This is a genomic window from Corynebacterium sp. AOP40-9SA-29 (assembly GCF_052377405.1).
Lineage (GTDB): Bacteria > Actinomycetota > Actinomycetes > Mycobacteriales > Mycobacteriaceae > Corynebacterium.
Window position 1 is genome coordinate 165,681 of the sequence record NZ_JBQSWR010000005.1, and the last position, 15,065, is coordinate 180,745.

At 67.1% G+C, this 15,065-nt stretch carries 13 protein-coding genes; 5 read left to right on the forward strand and 8 right to left on the reverse strand.

Going from position 1 to position 15,065, the window contains the following annotated elements; genetic code table 11:
- Position 1: 1 nt before the first annotated feature.
- The 3 genes from ACT3SZ_RS10535 to ACT3SZ_RS10545 are packed head-to-tail and all read right to left on the reverse strand — an operon-like array spanning position 2 to position 1,949.
- Positions 2-862, reverse strand: coding sequence for a hypothetical protein (locus ACT3SZ_RS10535; RefSeq protein WP_444618496.1), 861 nt, complete (start codon positions 860-862; stop codon positions 2-4).
- Entirely contained in the window at positions 859-1,581 is a 723-nt protein-coding gene (locus ACT3SZ_RS10540; protein ID WP_444618497.1) for an ABC transporter ATP-binding protein, read from the reverse strand. The genes ACT3SZ_RS10535 and ACT3SZ_RS10540 overlap by 4 nt, the downstream gene beginning before the upstream one ends.
- Positions 1,582-1,583: 2 nt before the next feature.
- Positions 1,584-1,949, reverse strand: a complete 366-nt coding sequence (locus ACT3SZ_RS10545; protein ID WP_444618498.1) for a GntR family transcriptional regulator — start codon at positions 1,947-1,949, stop codon at positions 1,584-1,586.
- 400 nt (positions 1,950-2,349) lie between these two features.
- Here ACT3SZ_RS10545 and ACT3SZ_RS10550 point away from each other — a divergent pair, with 400 nt between their 5' ends.
- Positions 2,350-2,955, forward strand: a complete 606-nt coding sequence (locus tag ACT3SZ_RS10550) for a manganese efflux pump MntP (protein WP_444618499.1) — start codon at positions 2,350-2,352, stop codon at positions 2,953-2,955.
- 80 nt (positions 2,956-3,035) lie between these two features.
- Here the strand turns inward: ACT3SZ_RS10550 and ACT3SZ_RS10555 are convergent, their stop codons facing one another.
- Both ACT3SZ_RS10555 and ACT3SZ_RS10560 read right to left on the reverse strand, forming a co-directional pair.
- Positions 3,036-4,205, reverse strand: a complete 1,170-nt coding sequence (locus ACT3SZ_RS10555; RefSeq protein WP_444618500.1) for a glycosyltransferase family 4 protein — start codon at positions 4,203-4,205, stop codon at positions 3,036-3,038.
- Between the two features lie 170 nt (positions 4,206-4,375).
- Entirely contained in the window at positions 4,376-5,737 is a 1,362-nt protein-coding gene (locus ACT3SZ_RS10560) for an AAA family ATPase (RefSeq protein WP_444618501.1), read from the reverse strand.
- A gap of 96 nt (positions 5,738-5,833) precedes the next feature.
- Between ACT3SZ_RS10560 and ACT3SZ_RS10565 the strand changes: the two genes are divergently transcribed.
- The 4 genes from ACT3SZ_RS10565 to ACT3SZ_RS10580 all read left to right on the forward strand — a co-directional run bounded on the left by ACT3SZ_RS10565 (position 5,834) and on the right by ACT3SZ_RS10580 (position 11,207).
- Positions 5,834-6,616: a class I SAM-dependent methyltransferase gene (locus tag ACT3SZ_RS10565; protein WP_444618502.1), complete on the forward strand. Its 783-nt coding sequence runs from the start codon at positions 5,834-5,836 to the stop codon at positions 6,614-6,616.
- A gap of 186 nt (positions 6,617-6,802) precedes the next feature.
- Positions 6,803-8,029, forward strand: coding sequence for an acetyl-CoA C-acetyltransferase (locus tag ACT3SZ_RS10570; protein WP_444618503.1), 1,227 nt, complete (start codon positions 6,803-6,805; stop codon positions 8,027-8,029).
- Between the two features lie 54 nt (positions 8,030-8,083).
- Positions 8,084-10,378, forward strand: a complete 2,295-nt coding sequence (locus ACT3SZ_RS10575) for a 3-hydroxyacyl-CoA dehydrogenase NAD-binding domain-containing protein (protein ID WP_444618504.1) — start codon at positions 8,084-8,086, stop codon at positions 10,376-10,378.
- A 190-nt stretch (positions 10,379-10,568) separates the two neighbouring features.
- Positions 10,569-11,207: a DedA family protein gene (locus ACT3SZ_RS10580; RefSeq protein ID WP_444618505.1), complete on the forward strand. Its 639-nt coding sequence runs from the start codon at positions 10,569-10,571 to the stop codon at positions 11,205-11,207.
- Positions 11,208-11,311: 104 nt separating this feature from the next.
- Here ACT3SZ_RS10580 and ACT3SZ_RS10585 read toward each other — a convergent pair whose 3' ends face one another.
- The 3 genes from ACT3SZ_RS10585 to ACT3SZ_RS10595 form a co-directional block, all read right to left on the reverse strand.
- On the reverse strand, positions 11,312-12,493 hold the full coding sequence (locus ACT3SZ_RS10585; protein WP_444618506.1) for an oxygenase MpaB family protein: 1,182 nt from the start codon (positions 12,491-12,493) through the stop codon (positions 11,312-11,314).
- 29 nt (positions 12,494-12,522) lie between these two features.
- A complete protein-coding gene (locus ACT3SZ_RS10590) occupies positions 12,523-13,788 on the reverse strand; it encodes an oxygenase MpaB family protein (RefSeq protein ID WP_444618507.1) in 1,266 nt (421 codons plus the stop codon).
- A 134-nt stretch (positions 13,789-13,922) separates the two neighbouring features.
- Positions 13,923-15,038, reverse strand: a complete 1,116-nt coding sequence (locus ACT3SZ_RS10595; RefSeq protein WP_444618508.1) for a YihY/virulence factor BrkB family protein — start codon at positions 15,036-15,038, stop codon at positions 13,923-13,925.
- Positions 15,039-15,065: the final 27 nt, after the last annotated feature.

A 15,065-nucleotide genomic window follows, 5' to 3' on the forward strand; every position in this document is an offset into this window, starting at 1 on the left:
GTCACTCCAGTTCGATCTTGCGGTTCCAGGAGTAGTAGGTGCGCCACAGGCAGACCAGCACGAGGATCGCCATCGACGGGACGAAGCCGAGCGGCATCGGAGAGTCGTAGGGGTCATAGACGTCTGGGGAGGTGTTTATTTCGTCGAGCAGGCTGTAGTTGCCCAGCGTCCAGCCCGACGCGTTCTCGCTGAGGCCCACGGGGATGACGAACAGGCCGATCAGCGCCACGGCCTGGGCGACCATGCCCAGCAGGAAGAACACCAGCACCGGGCCGCCGGGGCCGAGGGTCTGCAGCCACCGCTCCTTGCCCACCGAGATCGAGAAGTAATACTGCACCGGTGCAGAAAGCATGGCCAGGTAACCGGCCACGATCACCCCGATGATCAGCCAGGCCGGCAGGCCGGAGTCGCCGAAGGCGGCCCAGAACTCGTCCAGCATCTCGCCGAGGCCGGCGATCTTCGGGTCACGGATCGAGAACCCGGTGTAGAGCACGCAGCCGAGCAGTACCGTGACCACCAGGCTGACGGTGCTCACCAGCGCCGCCCACAGCAGCTTCACCGTGAGGATCCTGCTGCCCTTCACCGGCAGGGTCTGAGTGAGGTAACCGGTCGCGCCGTAGCTGGAACGCCAGTAATCCACGGCCAGCAGGATCTGCACCACCGGAGTGAAAGCCATGACCAGCATCATGCCGAAAGCCGCGGCCAGCGGGCTGAAGAGAGTCCAGTCCATGAAGGTCAGCACCGAGCAGAGCAGCACGCCGAGGGTGGCCAGGCCGTTGGCGATGCCGAGCAGCGAGCGCGTGCGCAGCCACTCATAACGGAAGAGGGTCGAGGTCGGGGTTGTGGTTGTTGCGGTGCTCATCGGTACTCCTCCCGAAAGATGCCGTCCAGGCTGGTGCCATGGTGTGCGCGCAGGTCATCGGCACTGCCCTGGAGCAGCACATGTCCATAACGCATCATCACCACCGCGTCGAGCATCGGCTCGAGGTCGTGGACGAGGTGTGTGGAGATCAGCAGCAACGAGTCCGGCGAGAGGTTCGCCATGATGCTCCTGAGGATCGAGTCGCGGGCGGAGGGGTCCACCCCGGAGATCGGTTCGTCGAGCAGGTAGACCGGCACCCGGCGCGACATGGCGATCGCGACCTGCACCTTCTCCCGCATGCCCTTGGAGAGCTGTTTGATGCGCAGTTCCTCGTCGATGCCGAAGTCGGCGATCATCGCGCGGGCCTTGTCGGCGTCGAAGTCGGCGAAGTAGTCCGACCACATCCGCAGGCAGAAGCCGACTTTGTGGGACGGGGAGAGGAAGCCGGCGTCTGGCAGGAAAGAGACCAGGGCCTTCGACTCCGGTCCGGGTGCGTAGCCGGCCACGGTGACGTCCCCGTCGTAGCCGGCGAGCACGCCGGCCAGGGTCTTGAGCAGGGTGGTCTTGCCGCAGCCGTTCTCGCCGAGCAGGCCCACGATCTGCCCCGGGTTCAGCTCCAGGTCCACGCCGGTGAGCGCGACCCGCTTGCCGTAGGTCTTGCCGAGTCCGCGGGTGCGGACGAGTGGTTGGTTGTTTGGCTGGTTGATGGTGTCGTTCACGGTCACTCCTCGTGTCCTGTCCACCTCGTGGTGACGAGGTGTGTCGCTTGGTCCCGGTCCAGTCCGAGGCCGCGGACGCGTCGGACGAAGTCGTCGACGGCGCCGTCGGCGAGCGCGTGGCGCTCGTCGTCGATGCGTCCTGCGTCGTCGGTGACGAAACGTCCTGCGGTGCGCTCGGTGCGGCACAGCCCGGTGCGTTCGAGTTCGGCCAGCGAGCGCTGGACGGTGTTGGGGTTGACCCCGAGTTCGGCCGCCAGCTCGCGGACGCCGGGGAGACGTTCCCCCGGGGTCCATGCGCCGGTGACGATGCGCCGCGAGAACTCCTGGAGCAGCTGGTTCCAGATCGGGGACGAGTTGTCGAACTCCACGGCCACCTCCTCTATGTGTCCCACAGGCGACGCTCTCTTGTTCGCCTGTATTAGGTATCTAATACAGTGACACGGTGAAGCGTTTTTGTCAACGGTCCCCCGTGCCGGAGTTTGGGGCCACGAACTCCGAAAAACGTGCTTTCGCACTCTGTGACCAGCCGCTAAAGTCACTGCCCGACGCCCGCGGCACACCGCCGGCGTCACCCTGTGTGAAGGGGAGTAGTTCCCGGTCGTCCGCGACCGGAGGTGTGTCGACACACCGGCCGTCCCGCACGGCCCGGCGCATCACCTGTGCCTCATCTGCGCAGCAGCTGTTGACAGGCGAACGAGACCTTCGGCCCAGCCCCCGTGCCCGAACCACCGGAACTGCCGGAACTGCCGAAGAAGAGGTCCCTCCCCCATGACAACCACCCAGCTCCTGCTCATCGCCCTGGGCGTCTCCGCCGACGCCTTCGCCGTGTCCGTCGTCCAGGGCACCACCATCCGCGAACACGTGATGCGCCGCATCCTGCTGCTCTCCGTGGTCTTCGGCGTGTTCCAGGCGGTCATGCCACTGATCGGCTGGGCGGTGGGGTCCTCGGTCGCCGGATTCGTCGAGAGCATCGACCACTGGATCGCCTTCGCCATGCTCGCCGGCATCGGCACGAAGATGATCGTCGACACCGTCCGCGAGGGACGCGGGGACGGTGCGGACGGCGCGGGCGGCGCGGACGGTGGTGGCGGGGGCACCGCGCCCGCGACGTCCTTCACCGTGCGCGCCGTGCTCACCCTCGGCATTGCGACCAGCATCGACGCCCTCGCCGTGGGCATCGGCTTCGCGCTGGTGCCGATCAACATCCTGGTCGCCGTGGCCCTGATCGGGGCGACGACGTTCCTGGCGTCCCTCGCCGGCGGCTGGCTCGGCCACCACGGCGGACGCCGGCTGGGGCGTCCAGCGACGTTCATCGGCGGGCTCGTGCTCATCGGGATCGGCGCGTCGATCCTCGTCGAGCACCTCACCGCCTGACGAGCCCGCCTGCCTCACCCCATGTCACCTGAGTCATGCCCCAGGTCGAAAAATGGCCATTTCCCGACCTGGGGCATGACTCAGCTGACGAGTTCCCCGAGCAACTCCTCCCAGCGGGCACCTGTGCGCTCCCAGGAGAACGTCCCGGCGCGAAGCCGCGCATTCTCCCCCAGCTCGGAGAGCAGGGCCGGGTCGTCCAGCAGGTGCCCAAGGGTGTTGATCAGCCCGCCCTCCGAGTCCACGAGCACGCCCGTCGCCCGCGGACCGTCCGCAACCACGCTGTCGCGCAGCCCGGCAGACGTGCTGTACCCCAGCGTGGGCACGCCGTGCAGGCCCGCCTCGATGACCGCCAGCCCCCAGCCCTCCTTGCGACTCGGCAGGATATGCAGCGCCGCCCGCGCCAGGATCCGGTGCTTGACCTCCTCGGAGACGTGCCCGTGGAACACCACGTGCCCGGATACCCCCAGGTCGTCGGCATGACGCCGCAACTTCTCCGACCACCACCCGTCACCGATGACATCCAGGACGGTGTCCGGGTGGGCGGGCAGGACGGCGGCCAGGGCGTCCAACGCATGCTCGAGCTGCTTGTGCGGCACCAGCCGCGACAGGGTGACCAGGTGGGTCGGTTCGTCCTGCGCGCGGCTGAGGTTGCTCCCGTCGAGGTCCCCGAGGTCCTGGTCCCCTAGGTCCGGCGGGACGTCCACCCCGTTGCGGATCACCCGGATGCGCGCGCGGTCCACGCCCAGCTCCACGAGCTCCTCCGCGCTCGGCTCCGACACCGTCACATACGGTGACCTGCGGTGCAGCCAGGGCGAGAGCCGCGACTCGATGAACCAGCCCACCCGGGAAAGTACGGGGCCGGCGACGGGCCACTGCTCGCGATGGCAATGGTGGGTGAGCAGCACCGTGGGCACGTCTCTGCCGACCAGGGCGCGGGCGAAGAAGGGCACACCATTCTGGGTGTCGACGACGATGTCCGGGCGGTCTGCACTCTTCCCCACACCCCACGGCAGCCGGGCGCGCAGCATGTACCACCAAGCCCGCGGGTACACGGTGAAACTCCCGCCGCCGCGCAGGTAGGTCACCCCATTGCGCTGCTCACGCGCGGCGGAACCTGGGTAGCGGGCCGTGCGGAACGTGACCTCATGCCCCCGGCCCACGAGATACTCGGCGACGTGCTCGAGGTAGACCTCGCTGCCACCGCCCTCGGGGTGGCGGGAGTCGCGCCAACACAGCAACAGAACCTTCATGACCGTTCTCACGATACAGGCCGCGCGGTATGAGACCGGTGGCACACGTCGGTCACGGCGCGCACCGCCGGCTGCCTGCTGCCCTCGGCATTGCCCTCGGCGCGCACCTTGAGCCCTCAGGTCGCTCCGAGGCCCCGTCAGCGACCTGAGGGCTCAAGGTGCCGGCCGCGCTAAGGCTGCTCGGCAACCCATTGCCGACGCAGCTCACCAATGGTCGACGAGAGTTCGTCGCCGATCACGGGGAGCGCGCCAAAGGCCCCACCAAGATACTGCTTTTCCAGGTTGCTCCGCTGCCCGATACGGAACTCGTCCAGGCAGGTGAGCGAGGACTCCGCGTCCACCTTCTCGACCAGCCACACGACACTCGGCGGCAGGTGTTCGCTCAGCGTGTTCCCCAGTGGCGTCACCTCATGCGACGTGTAGACCAACTGGGCACCTGAGGGGTTCGTGGTCTCATCGAGGAAGAGGTCGATGAAGTACCGCACCAGCGCCGGATGCATGCTCGCATCGAGTTCGTCGATCACCAGAACCTCACCGGTGACCAACGACCTCACTGCCGTCAGCGCCAGGTCCAGCCAGAAACGGGTACCGCGGGATTCGTCCTGTTCCTTCAGGAGGAAGTCGCCCGCCGTGGCGGAGTGGGTGAATTCAAGGCGCCTGATGACGTCGTTCACCTTCTCCGCCAGGCGGGGGTCCTGGTCGATGACGCCGGCATCCGTCGACGTGCCCGCACGCTTGGAGTGGAGGACTTCCTGCACGGATTCGAGGAGCTCGACAAGCTCCTGTGGCATCTTGTCCTTGCGAATATCCACCGAGGTCACGCCGATATCCGCCGCCCGGAGCACGGCGTGGGCGGCTGTCCGCCATCCGGGATCCACCATGAGTTTGAGCAACTCCGTGTGTGCCTCCGTACTCTCCGGTCCCGAGCCTGGGGCAGGTGCCACGGCAAGGCATTCGGTCCACCAGGTCACAGCCGGGAAATAGGGGCCCGGGTCGCGGACCAGCGACCAGGCGGAGAGAACCAGTGTCCACGGTCGCAGGAACGCCTCGATGTTCTGCTGCGCAGCTTTGGACAGCCCCGAGTGGCGTCCGAACTCGATGCTCGCTCCGGTCCTTGTATAGAGACGACGCCAGTGGGAACTACCACCCTCACCACCCACGGCCTCGAGGTGTTCGTCCTCAATCCCCTCTCCGGTGAGCGTGACAGACCAGCGGAATCGGATGCCGTCGCGGACGTACTCCACCTCGAAGAATGTCGCCCGCTCCTTGCGCAGGGCATGCGGGGTACGGAGCAATTGCGCAGAGCGGGAGGACTGCACGGATTCGGCGACCGCGCGCCGAAGCGCCTCCAACGCCATGAGCACCGTTGTTTTGCCGGAGGCGTTGGGGCCGTAGAGCCCCGCGATGCGTTCGGTGTTGTCACGCCACTCGCCGGTTTTCGGCAGGTTTGTGGTGAAGGCTCGCTTCTGCAGGTCGAGGACGGCAGGGTCAGCGAAGGAACGGTAGTTCTCTATCGTCAGACTCAGTAACATGCACCTGACAGTACAGAGATAGCGTCATAATGGCACTTTTTTAATCGTAGAACACCTTTCTCCGCACGAATACGGACCATGTGAGATGATGACGGCATGCCCGTACCTCCCGCACTGCGCCCGTTGCGTCGCCACGCCACGCTGCGCCGGTCCCTCGGCCTGCTCGGCGACTTCCGCTTCGAGCAGAGCGACCCGGACCGTTTCTACGGGCACCTCGCCGAGGACACCGTCCGACTGATCAATGACCTGCAGGACGGCGCGACCGGGGAGTCGCTCGCCGGGTGCCGCATCCTCGACGTCGGCGGCGGCCCGGGCTACTTCGGACGCGCCTTCGCCGCGGCCGGCGTAGCGTCCGGCGACTACGTGACCTGCGAGCCGGACGTCGGAGAGATGGCGGCGGCGGGCATCCGGCTGCAGTCCTCGGTGCGAGGATCGGGCATGGACCTGCCGTTCGCCGACGACGTCTTCGACGTCACCTACTCCTCCAACGTCGCCGAGCACGTGGCCGAGCCGTGGCGCATGGCGGACGAGATGCTGCGCGTCACCCGGCCCGGCGGGCTGATGATCTTCTCCTATACCTGCTGGTTGGGTCCGTTCGGCGGGCACGAGACGGGTCTGTGGGAGCACTACGTGGGCGGGGAGTTCGCCGCCGGACGCTACGAGCGTCGCCACGGTCACCCGCCGAAGAACCGCTGGGGTGAGAGCCTGTTCGACGTATCGTGCGCCGACGGGCTGCGCTACGCAGCGCAGGCGCAGGACGCTGACCTCCTCGCCGCGTTCCCCCGCTACCACCCGTGGTGGGCGTGGTGGATGGTGCGCGTCCCCTGGTTGCGCGAGGTGGCGGTGTCGAACCTGGTGCTGGTGATGCGACGGCGGTGATGCCGGGCCCTGTCACCTCACGTCCCCTCACGTCACTTGTAGCTTGACGATACAAAAGCGCAGGAAGAAGGCACCCCCGACCTCACCGGAATGCCACGCGCAACCAGATATGACGATAGAGTGATCGGCGACACATGTTGCACACCGATGTCGTCGCACCAACAAGTGAGGCAAGTGAGGACCGTCATGACGAACACCAGCATCCCCGAGGCTTTCATCTACGAAGCCGTCCGAACCCCGCGTGGTAAAGGCAAGCCCGGTGGCAGCCTCCACACCGTGAAACCCGTTGACCTGCTCAGCGGCCTTATCACCGAGATCCTCGAGCGCAACCCGGGCCTGGACCCGGCTGCGGTGGGCGACGTCATCTCCGGCGTCGTCACCCCGGTCGGTGACCAGGGCATGGACATCGCCCGCACCGCGGCCCTCAACGCCGGCCTGCCGTACTCGGCGACGGGACTGCAGGTCAACCGCTACTGCGCCTCCGGCCTCACCGCCCTGAACCTGGGTGCGATGAAGGTCCGCTCCGGCTGGGACGACCTCGTCCTCGCCGGTGGCGTGGAGTCGATGTCGCGCGTGCCGATGGGTTCCGACGGCGGCGCGCTGGCCATGGACCCGGAGACCTCCTTCGCCAACGACTTCATCCCGCAGGGCATCTCCGCCGACCTCATCGCCACGCTCGACGGCGTCGACCGCGAGCAGCTCGACGCCTACGCCTCACGCTCCCACGAGCGCGCCGCGACGGCGTGGCAGGAAGGACGCTTCGACGGCTCCGTCGTCCCGGTCAAGGACCGCAACGGCGTGACGCTGCTGGACCGCGACGAGACGATCCGTCCCGGCACCACCCCGGAGAAGCTCGCCGGCCTGCGTCCGGCCTTCGCCGGCATCGGCGACCAGGGCGGCTTCGACGCCGTCGCGCTGACCAAGTACCCGCAGGTCGAGGCCATCAACCACGTGCACCACGGCGGCAACTCCTCGGGCATCGTCGACGGCGCCTCGCTGCTGATGATCGGTTCCGAGGCCGCCGGTGCGAAGAACGGGCTGACCCCGCGCGCCCGCGTCGTCGCCGCGGTGACCACCGGTGTGGAGCCCACGATCATGCTCACCGCCCCGGCACCGGCCGCCCGCGCCGCCCTGGAGCAGGCCGGCCTCACCGCCGACGACATCGACGTCTGGGAGATCAACGAGGCGTTCTCCTCCGTCGTCCTGCGCGCGCAGCGTGACCTGAACATCCCGGACGAGAAGCTCAACATCAACGGTGGCGCCATCGCCATGGGCCACCCGCTGGGTGCCACCGGTGCGATGATCACCGGCACCGCCGTCGACGAGCTGCACCGCACGGGCGGACGCTACGCCCTGATCACCCTCTGCGTCGCCGCGGGCATGGGTGTGGCCACCATCATCGAACGCGTCTAGACCACCGCCGAACACCGAACTGCCGAACACCGAACTTCTGTAGGAGAACAACTCATGAGCGACAACATCATCGCCTGGGAGACCGACGGCAACGGCGTGGTCACCCTCACCATCGACGACCCCAACTCCCCCGTCAACACCATGAACGCCGCCTTCGAGACCTCCCTGGCGGAGATCGCGGAGAAGCTGCGCACCGGTGTCGAGGCCGGCGAGGTCACCGGCGTGGTCGTCACCAGTGCGAAGAAGACCTTCTTCGCCGGCGGCGACATCAAGACCATGATCACCGCCACCCCGGCCGACGCAGAGGCCCTCACCACCTCCATCAACCAGATGAAGGCAGATATGCGCAGCATCGAGACCCTCGGGGTCCCGGTCGTCGCCGCGCTCAACGGCACCGCCCTCGGCGGCGGCCTGGAGATCGCCCTGGCCACCCACCACCGCATCGCCGCGGACACCAAGGGTGCCAAGTTCGGCCTGCCCGAGGTCACCCTCGGCCTGCTGCCCGGTGGCGGCGGCGTGGCGCGCGTGACCCGCATGCTCGGCATTCAGGACGCCCTGATGAAGGTGCTGACCACCGGACGCCAGTTCAGCGCCGACGCCGCCAAGGATGCCGGCCTCATCGACGAGATCGTCCCCGCCGACGGGCTCATCGACGCGGCGAAGGCGTGGATCGCCTCCAAGCCCGAACCGTCCCAGCCCTGGGACCGCAAGGGCTACCGCATGCCCGGCGGCACCCCGACCACCCCGGCGCTGGCCGCGATGCTGCCCAGCTTCCCCGCCAACGTCACCAAGCAGATCAAGGGCGCCCCGATGCCCGCCCCGCAGGCGATCCTCTCCGCCGCCGTCGAGGGCGCCCAGCTCAAGCGCTTTGAGGACGCCACGGCCGTGGAGACCCGCTGGTTCGTCTCCCTAGTCACCGGCCCCACCTCGAAGAACATGATGCAGGCCTTCTTCTTCGACCTGAACCACTGCAACGGCGGCGGCTCGCGTCCCCTGCAGGCCGACGGCACCCCGTACCCGAAGACCGAGTTCCGCAAGGTCGGCGTCATCGGTGCCGGCATGATGGGTGCCGGCATCGCCTACGTGGCGGCGAAGGCCGGCATCGAGGTCGTCCTCAAGGACATCTCCGAGGAGAACGCGCAGAAGGGCAAGGCCTACTCCGAGGGCCTGGAGGCCAAGGCCCTCAAGCGTGGCAAGACCACCGAGGAGAAGTCCGCCGCCCTGCTCGGCCGCATCACCCCCACCGCCGACTACGCCGACCTGTCGGACGTGGACCTGGTCATCGAGGCCGTCTTCGAGAACACCGAGCTCAAGCACAAGGTCTTCGCCGAGATCGAGGCCGCCGTGCCGTCCACCGCCGTGCTGGGCTCCAACACCTCGACCCTGCCGATCACCGGCCTGGCCGAGGGCGTGGACCGCCCGAACGACTTCATCGGCCTGCACTTCTTCTCCCCCGTGGACAAGATGCCGCTCATCGAGATCATCTCCGGCGAGAAGACCGACCCGGCCATCCTGGCCAAGGCCCTGGACTTCTCCCGCCAGATCCGCAAGACCCCGATCGTGGTCAACGACTCGCGCGGCTTCTTCACCTCCCGCGTGATCGGCACCGTGCTCAACGAGGCGATGCGCATGCTCGTCGAGGGCGTGGACCCGGCCGTCATCGAGGCCGCCGGACGCCAGGCCGGCTACCCCGCCCCGCAGCTGCAGCTGCAGGACGAGCTGAACCTGAAGCTGGCCCGCAAGATCGGTGCGGAGACCACAGCCGCCGCCGAGGCCGCCGGCGTCACCGTCGACGATGGCGGCGTGAACGCACTGGTGGACGCCATGCTCGACGAGTTCGAGCGCCCCGGCAAGCTCGAGGGCAAGGGCTTCTACGAGTACGACGAGAACGGCCGCCGCGCCGGCCTGTGGACCGGACTGCGCGGCGAGCTCCGCGAGAAGCTCGGTGTGACGCCGGTGGACGTTCCGGACGGCGAGGCGGCCACCGCCGGTGCCGACCTGGACTCCACCGCAGCGTCCGGCGCGTCCGGCGTCCCGACGCTCAACGACCTCATCGAGCGCATGCTGTTCATCGAGGCCCTGGAGACTCAGCGCTGTGTGGACGAGAACGTGCTGACCTCGGACGCGGACGCCAACATCGGCTCCATCCTGGGCATCGGCTACCCGGCCTGGACCGGCGGCTCCCGCCAGTTCATCACCAACTACGCCCGCCCGGCGGCCGCCGCACTGCCGTCCGACGCCGGCGAGGACTACCCCACCAGCGGTGTGGCCGGCTTCGTCGCCCGCGCCGAGGAGCTCGCCGCCGCCTACGGTGAGCGCTTCGCTCCGGTGGCGTCGCTGAAGGGCTAGTTTCGCACGCCCCGCACGAACTGCAACAGCAGCAACGACGGTTTCTGTCTGTCATTCCGGTCGAAGTGAAGACTTCGCAGTGAATTTCAGACAGAAACCGTCGTTCTGCATTCTGGCACCACGGACCCCGGGAAAGCGGCTATATTGACGGGCAACCGGTTTCACCCCCACCCGTCCGGAAGGCCTCTGCGTGTTTGATTCTGTCGTCGACTGGGCGGTGTCCCTGATGGACACGCTCGGCGCCGTCGGCGTGGGGTTGGCGATCCTCCTGGAGACCGTATTCCCGCCGGTGCCCAGCGAGTTCGTCCTGCCGATGGCCGGGTTCACCTCCACCATCGGCCAACTGAACGTGTGGGCGGTGTTCCTCGCCGCCACGGTCGGGTCCATGATCGGCGCGTGGCTGCTGTACTGGCTGGGCATGGTGGTCGGTGCGGAGCGGCTGCGCGCCATCGCCGAAAAAATGTGGCTCACCGAGGGCGAGGACGTGGACAAGGCGCTGCACTGGTTCGACCGATTCGGCGAGGCGACGATCCTGTTCGGACGTATCGTGCCAGGAGTGCGCAGCCTGGTGTCGATCCCGGCAGGCGTGCACCGCACTCCCCTGGTGAAATTCTCGGTGTTGACCCTGCTGGGCTCCAGTGTGTGGAACGGGGTGCTGATCTGGTTAGGCGTGGCCCTGGGGGACAACTGGACGGCGGTATCGGCCACCATCAACAAATACGACGTATGGGTATATGTCGCCGTCGGCCTCTTCGTGGTGGGGGTGCTGGCAGCCTTGGTGGTGCGCGACCGTCGGCGTAAAGCGCGGGCCGTGAACAACGGTTCATGACCGCGACCGACCTGCGACAGAACCGCCGACGTCCCCGTCAGCAGGGACGCTGACGGGGACGGACGTTAAAACATGGTGGGCACCGGCCCTGGAGGGGCGGGCTTTTAACCGACCTTGAACTCCTCGGAGTTGATCGCCTTCGCGGCGGTCTCTTCCTTCTCGGCGTTCTTGAACTCGAGGATGGTGTCCTCGTGGTTGTGGCTGTACGCCTTCTGGCCCTTGCCCTCGGCGCGGCGCTTGAGCAGCTCCTCGCGCTGCTCCAGCGGGGTCTTCGGGTTACCGAACATGCGCCGGGCGACCTCCGGGGTGTAGACCCTCGGTGTCTCGGCGGGGATGCCCAGGATCGCCGGAGCGATGTAGCGCTCGGCGCGCGGGCAGATCCGCTTCACGATGGCCATGACCAGGCGGGGGAACGTGTTCGCCACCGCGAGGATCGGCTTCCACAGGGCGAACATCGCCGCATCCATCGCCTTGGACTGCTTCAGGCCCGCCATGCCGCGCATCCAGTGCGGGTAGGTGGCGATCACGCTGCGGCGGAAGAAGGGACGGCCGATGGCGCGCAGCGGCTTGGGCAGGTCCACGAAGGCGTTCTCGAAGGCGTCGAGGATCTCGCTGATGTTGTGCACCGCCGCCTCGGAGGCCGAGAGCTTCTCGCGCCAGCTGTCGAGGTAGGCCTGCACCTCACCACGGGTGCGCGGCACCTCGTCCATGTTGATGGGCTGGAACTGTGCGGCGATACCCATCTGCGCCCAGTACTCGTTCTCCTCGTCGCGGGAGAGCTTGCCGGGGCCCATCTTCTCGTAGGTGTAGAGGATGGAGTGCCACGCGGTCACCAGGATCCAGAGCTGCGAGGACGGCTTGTTCGCCTCGTAGTCGTTGCCGGTCACCGGGTTGATCCCGTAGGAGCGGTCGTGGACCTTCATGAGGATGTCGGACATCCGGGTCACGGTCTGTGCGTCGGCGAAGGTCACCGCCGCGAAGTACTCCATGGTGCGGTCGTAGCGCACGGGCATGCGCTTGATGACCTGGCCGGAGGCGTCAACGGCGGCGACGAGGTCCGGGTCGAGGTGCTCGATGGTCACCGCACGGAAGAAGCCGTGCAGTGCAGAGGTCGGGAAGGTCCAGACCTTCCAGGTCACCGACCCGGGGCCGAAAAAGCCCTCGTCGGCGCGAGTGAGGACGTCACCCTTGCCACCTCGGCGGAAGATCCTGCCGAGGGTTCCGTTGGTAGTCTCTGTGCTGGCGTCCGTCGTGTCGGTGGCATCACCGGTGTAGGGGCAAGACATGATGTCCTCCTTCGTGGTTGCGGTGGCTGTCAGCCGACCTTGTAGCCGTCTGCGTTGAGGGTTTCCTCGGCGGTCTCGACCGACTCGGCGTTCTTGAACTCGAGGATGGTGTCCTCGTGGTTGTGGTCGTAGGCCTTCTGACCCTTGCCCTCCGCGCGCTTGCGCAGCAGTTCTTCGCGCTGCTCCAGCGGGGACAGCGGGTTGCCGAACATCCGGCGGGCGACCTCGGGGGTGTAGACCTTGGGCGACTCCGCGGGGTATCCGAACAGGATCGGCTCGTAGAACCGGGCCGCCCGCGGGCAGGTCCGCTTGACCAGCCACATCATCAACCGCGGCTCGACCTGCATCGCCTTGTAAATCGGCTTCCAGACGGCGATGGACAGTTCGTCCATGATCCGGGAGGTCTGGTGGAGGCCCATCATCTTGCGCATCCAGCGCGGGTAGGTGGCGATCACACTGCGGCGCAGGACCGGCCGGCCGACCTTCTGCAGCCACTTCGGCACGTCCGGGTGGATGGTCTCGAACCCGTCGAGGATGTGGCTGATGTTGAACACGGCGGCCTCGGAGGCAGAGAGCTTCTCGCGCCAGCCGTCGAGGTAGGCCTGCACCTCACCGCGGGTCCGGGGCAGGTCCTCCTGGTTGATCGGCTGGAACTTCGCCGAGATCGCCATCTGGGCCCAGTACTCGTTCTCCTCGTCACGGGAGAGCTTGCCGGGTCCGAACTTCTCGTAGACGTAGAGGATGGAGTGCCAGGCGGTGACGTGGATCCACAGCTGGGAGGACGGACGGTTCGCCTCGAAGTTGTTCCCGGTCACCGGGTTAACCCCGTAGGAGCGGTCGTGGACCTTCATGAGGATGTCGGACATCCGGGTCACGGTCTGCGCATCGGCGGCGAGGATGGCCGCGAAGTACTCCATGGTGCGGTCATAACGGGTCGGCGTGCGCTTGATGACCTGGCCGGACTCGTCGACTGCAGCGACGAGGTCGGGGTCCAGGTGCTCAATGGTGACCGCGCGCGCGAAACCATGCAGGGCCGAGCCCGGGAAACCCCAGACCTTCCACGCGACCGAGCCGGGGCCGAAGAAGCCCTCGTCGGCGCGGGTGAGCTTGTCGTTCTTCCCACCGCGCACGCTGCGTCCGGAGGACTTCTTGGCCGCCCCCTCCTTCGGGGCCTCGCTGGCCGAGGACGCGGAAGAGGTCGAGGAAGAGGTAGTAGCAGAATCGTCGGTCGGTGCCGCGTCGTCAGTCGCGGTCCCCAGCAGGTCAGTGTCGTCGCCAGTGTAGGGGCAAGACATGGTGTCCTCCGTCATGTAGTCGTGTATCTGTAGTGATCGTCACAGAATCATAGCCGAACGAAAATCATTATGGAAGCGAATTCGGCAATGAATTGTGTCGGACATCACTCAGAGAGCCCCCTCCCTGACCCCCGCTACCGGTCGAGCGCGTGACTCCCCGCAACGCCGCTGGTCCGGCCGTCCTCCCCGTCACCGGCGCCGTCCCCGTCACCGTCCCCGTCACCGTCCCGCTCGGCAACCTCCTGGTCGACGTGCTCTGCCACTTCGGCGGCCTCCCGCACGGTCCGGGCGCGCTCCACGTCGCGGGCGAACTTGTCTTCCGCCTTCTCGATGGCCACGGTGTCACGCGCCTCGAGCTGCAGGTTCTCCTCCGCCGGCAGACCCGCCTTGAGCTGGCGCACCCGCTCGACTTCACTGTCCACGACCGCGCCGAACAGCAACACAATGTTCACGATGAACAGCCACAGCATCAGGATCACCACGCCGGCGAGCGTGCCGTAGGTGGCGTTGTAGTTGCTGAAGTTCACCACGTAGAAGAAGAACGCCAGGGACGCCAGGATCGCTCCGCCGATGGCCAGGACTGCACCGGTGCTAATCCACCGCATCCCGCGGACGCGGATGTTCGGCGTGGTGCGGTAGAGCAATCCCACCAGCATGATCACGACCGCGGCGATCACGAACCAGCGGGCCACGCCCCAGATCCGCAGCGCGGTCTCCTCCAGCCCCACGGCCGAGCCGAGTAGTTCGGCGAGCGGCCCGGACAGACCGAAGGCCACCACTCCCAGCGCCACGAGCAGCAGCAGGAAGGCGGTGAGCAGGTACATCTGCAGGTTGTACTTGACCAGACCGCGCCCCTCCGACGCCTCGTAGATACTGTTCATCGCCCGGCCGAACGTCTTGACGTAGCCGGACGCCGTCCACAGCGTGGTCAGCAGACCGATGACCAGGCCCAACCCGGCGGACGGGGTGGTCAGGATCGTCTGCAGCACCGGCTCGACCGCGCCCCACGTGGACTCCGGAACGATCGTCTGTGCCTCGTCGAGCATGGAGACCACCGTCTCCTCGCTCTGACCGAACAGGCCCAGGATCGACACCAGGGCGATCAGCGCAGGGAACAGGGCGAGCAGCGTGCGGAAGGTCAGGCTGCCGGCGAGGTCGATGCAGCCGCAGGCGATGAAGCGCCGGAAAGACCGGCCGGGGATGTACCGCCAGGCCGGTGGGGAGGAATTTGCTGAAACGTCAATGGCCACAGGCTATCGAAATATCATTCACAGCGG

Excerpts from the sequence above, each read along its gene's own strand:
- ACT3SZ_RS10535 (WP_444618496.1), bottom strand. The coding sequence starts at position 862 with ATGAGCACCGCAACAACCACAACCCCGACCTCGACCCTCTTCCGTTAT.
- ACT3SZ_RS10550 (WP_444618499.1), top strand. The coding sequence starts at position 2,350 with ATGACAACCACCCAGCTCCTGCTCATCGCCCTGGGCGTCTCCGCCGAC.
- ACT3SZ_RS10555 (WP_444618500.1), bottom strand. The coding sequence starts at position 4,205 with ATGAAGGTTCTGTTGCTGTGTTGGCGCGACTCCCGCCACCCCGAGGGC.
- ACT3SZ_RS10560 (WP_444618501.1), bottom strand. The coding sequence starts at position 5,737 with ATGTTACTGAGTCTGACGATAGAGAACTACCGTTCCTTCGCTGACCCT.
- ACT3SZ_RS10565 (WP_444618502.1), top strand. The coding sequence starts at position 5,834 with ATGCCCGTACCTCCCGCACTGCGCCCGTTGCGTCGCCACGCCACGCTG.
- ACT3SZ_RS10570 (WP_444618503.1), top strand. The coding sequence starts at position 6,803 with ATGACGAACACCAGCATCCCCGAGGCTTTCATCTACGAAGCCGTCCGA.
- ACT3SZ_RS10575 (WP_444618504.1), top strand. The coding sequence starts at position 8,084 with ATGAGCGACAACATCATCGCCTGGGAGACCGACGGCAACGGCGTGGTC.
- ACT3SZ_RS10585 (WP_444618506.1), bottom strand. The coding sequence starts at position 12,493 with ATGTCTTGCCCCTACACCGGTGATGCCACCGACACGACGGACGCCAGC.
- ACT3SZ_RS10590 (WP_444618507.1), bottom strand. The coding sequence starts at position 13,788 with ATGTCTTGCCCCTACACTGGCGACGACACTGACCTGCTGGGGACCGCG.